We start from the raw sequence: 3,716 nt of genomic DNA, 5'->3' as shown, positions 1-3,716 counted from the left end.
AATAATAACAGTAAAGATATATCCTATCTTAACTCATGGATTAGTCCTATGGGTTTGTTATCTAATCAATTTTTATGGACTAATAAAAAATGTATAAGAATTTCCGGTACTCGCCTGACTGGAGGTTATGGTGGCTGTGGCGGAAGTGTATTTATTGTTTATGAAAACAATGGAATCAATATGCTTTTAAATTCAAATATTGATGTCAGTTCTGGTAATGGTGGACTTGGTGGCAGAGGTGGACAGCAAGTTGATGGACATGATGGAAATAATGGATCATTTGATGATTTATACTCAACTGATTGCTACTATTTGCAATATACTACCGAACAATATGATTGCCAATGTGATGAAATTTTCCTAAATTATATTGAAAACTCAATCAATAACAATCGTACAAGTTGGACAAACCCTTCACTAAATTATTATGTTTTTGAAACAACTGATGGTTGGACATGTAAGTACAATGAACCAAGTTCTACACCATTATGTATTGATGGAAAAAGGCTTCAATGTTCCAAAAAAGTTTTAATAAACGATGGAACTAATGGAAAAGAAGCACCAATTCAAGAACTTACTACTTATAGGTATTGTGATATGAAGTTTGATTCTGATTTGGACAATATTTGGCAAGAAATATATAATGAAGTTTTTTATAATATGGCTACAGCCACATCAACTACAACTGAACTGACAATTGACGGCACCATATTTAATTTTAAATATAGTACAAAAACATTACAAAGAATAAATAATGGCAATACCGACCTTGAAGCTATTTCTTGTTGCCAACCTGCCAGTGGAGGTGGAACCGGTAATGAAAATGGTTTATGGGGTGATTATGGAAACGAAGGCGGTAATAGTAATAATGGTAACAGCTACTTTTTTCAGGAAGAAGATAAATTATTTAAAAAAGCTTTAAATACGGGGAATAATATTGTATTACCAGTTTTCTCATTAAGTCCAAAGCCTGCTAAACAATTTATTGACCTTAACTGTAAACAAGTAAAAGGTTACAAAGCTTCCATAAAGCTTATTGATTCCAAAGGTAAAATATTACAGCATAAACAAATGGTATTTACTACAAATCAATTGAAAATTCATTTCAATTTAAACGGTTTTCCTTCCGGTATTTATTTTCTCCAAATTGATTGTATTGGTGAAAATTCTTTACAAAAAAGTTTAAAGTTTAACATTAACTAATTCAGAAGTTATTATGGCTACCTTGAGTTTAAAAAATATTTCAATTTCAAATACCATCAGGGTAGCCTATGCTTATACTATAAAAATAAACAAATTATTAATAATATTACTCCTGCTAACCACCAGTTTTCCGACTTATTCACAAACTGAGTTACAATGGATAAGCAATTACAAACTTGATATCTCGGAACATAAAAGATTAATGAATATAGATGAATTTATTAAAGTACGTTGGGGAGATGAGATTGATACATTAAATATACTTTTAGAAGATATTTTAGTTGATGAATCAAATAATCCTGTTGCATTGACAACTATTCCCGGTTTACTTCACGGACATAATCCACCTTCATATTCTTATAACAAATATAAATTACCTTTTATATTCAAATTTAATATCAATAACAATACACATTACAGAGTGTTCAGTGCTCCTACCTTCGATATTAAAAATATTTTTTTTTTAAATGCCAGTTATAATCATTATTGTCATGCCTCAAGCGATTTAATATCTTTAAATGCCTCCACAGGAGATGCTACTTATAATAGTGGTTTTATGGAAGTAAATACTGATAGCCTTATAAATGAGCCTTATTTTGTTTATAATTATCATAATATGATAGGGTCACTAAATCTATTCCAAGATACGCGTAATGCCTTATTTAAGTATAATAAATTCTTTATTTTTAATGAGGTATATAGCTCTAGATACTTGCCATTCACAATGATAATGTACAAATATTTAACAAATACTACTTGGAAATTGGGAGATAGTAAAGCCTACCTTACTAAATATTCCAGAAAAGACAGTAATTTACTTGGGAAACGAGGTTTTATGTATTTTTGGGGTGATACTACAAATTTCAAACTTTGGTTTATTGAAGAAGAATGGAAAAATTGTGTTAATAGACTTGCATACTATGATGATACACTAAGCTTTATAGAAATATGGGGTATGGATACAACTGTGAATTTAAGTGCCTCTAATCACTGTACTTTACCTACAACAATGCGTAAAATGACATTTAGCGGAGATTTGATTTGGGAAAAACAATTGCCAATCAAACTACATTATACAGATATCAGGCGAGATAAAAGTCCATTTTTACAAAATAAAAATCATTTCTTTTTAATTGATAATGCTAATACGGATTCAAATTTAAAAGGACCTTACTTTAATAATTTCACTCTTTACAAATTTGACACATCAGGAAACATTATTTTATCCAATAAATTAAAAATCCCTTTTGATTTCTGTGGACGAGCTTCATTTCCTTATCCTGATGCATGTAATAAACTATATTTTATTTTCCAAAATGTTAAAAAAAATAAAGATTCATTGGTTTCAAAATATACACTTTATAAAATTGATAGTCTTGGAAATATTTTATGGAGCAATAAACTTCCATCATGGCTTAATTGGTATGGTGCAAAAAACATGGTTATTGACAATGATAATGGTATTTACCTTGCATCCTGCTCAAATGATTCTATTGTATATATAAAGTTCAGGGACAGAAAACCTGATATTTCAAAACAAAGCAAAGATACTTTGGTTTGTATTAACAAATATCTTTCACTATATATTTCATGTTCTGGAGATTTCTCTTACCAATGGCAAAAAAACGGAAAAGATATTAATGGTGCTGAGAGTCAAATTTATAATAAGGCAAAAATTTCTTTAAAAGATACGGGTGTGTACCGTTGCATCGTATCTAACTGTTTTGAAGCAGATACAACTAATGAAATAATAGTAAAAATATTGAATGATAATTTTTTCGATACAGTATACGTTTGCAAACCCGATAGTTTTTATTTTGGTGGTAAATATCTGAAAGAGACAAAAGATATTACATATAACTACACCAACTTTCTTGCTTGTGATAGTATTGTTCATTTAAATTTTATTGCTTATGAACAACCACAAAAAAACTTACCAAAAGATAGTTTTTTTTGTGCAGGGAAAAGCATTTTACTTGATGCAGGAAATCCGGGTGCTACATATTTGTGGAATACACAAAGTACAGCAAAAACAATAAAGGTTAATAATGAGGGAAAATATTTTGTTACAATAACTAAAAATATTTGTAGTATTATCGATACAACTCAAATAAAAGAAATTTCAAATCCCTTACCTTTTCTTGGCAAAGACACAATTTTGTGCTTAGATAAATCATCATTATTTTTAGATGCAGGTTCTTGGTTTTCTTATCATTGGTATCCGGGAAATGAAACCGAAAGAATAATTGAAATTATTGATGAAGGGATTTATAGTGTAGTTGTAAAAAATGAATTTGATTGTCAAGGTATTGATACAATTTTAGTAAAATCTTTATGTAACTATAAAATATTTATACCCAATGCTTTTTCCCCAAATGATGATGGCGTAAATGAAATATTTACAGTAGTAGCTCCTGAAATACTTAGTTTTGAATTACAAATTTACAACCGTTGGGGCGAAAAAATATTTGAATCAAATGACCAAAATAAAGGCTGGAATGGAAAATTCAAAA

2 protein-coding genes are annotated in these 3,716 nt (G+C 29.3%); both read left to right on the top strand.

Translation table 11 applies throughout. The features are described 5' to 3' along the window. Positions 1 to 1,203, top strand: a 1,203-nt coding sequence (locus tag U9R42_05405) for a T9SS type A sorting domain-containing protein (protein ID MEA3495456.1), incomplete at its 5' end; no start/stop codon positions are given. Positions 1,204 to 1,405: 202 nt separating this feature from the next. Then, on the top strand, positions 1,406 to 3,716 hold a 2,311-nt coding region (locus U9R42_05400; GenBank protein MEA3495455.1), incomplete at its 3' end, for a gliding motility-associated C-terminal domain-containing protein.

Source organism: Bacteroidota bacterium, from assembly GCA_034723125.1.
Taxonomy (GTDB): domain Bacteria; phylum Bacteroidota; class Bacteroidia; order CAILMK01; family JAAYUY01; genus JAYEOP01.
The sequence above is the reverse complement of the archived record's forward strand: the minus strand, read 5'-3'. Positions and strand labels throughout refer to the sequence as shown.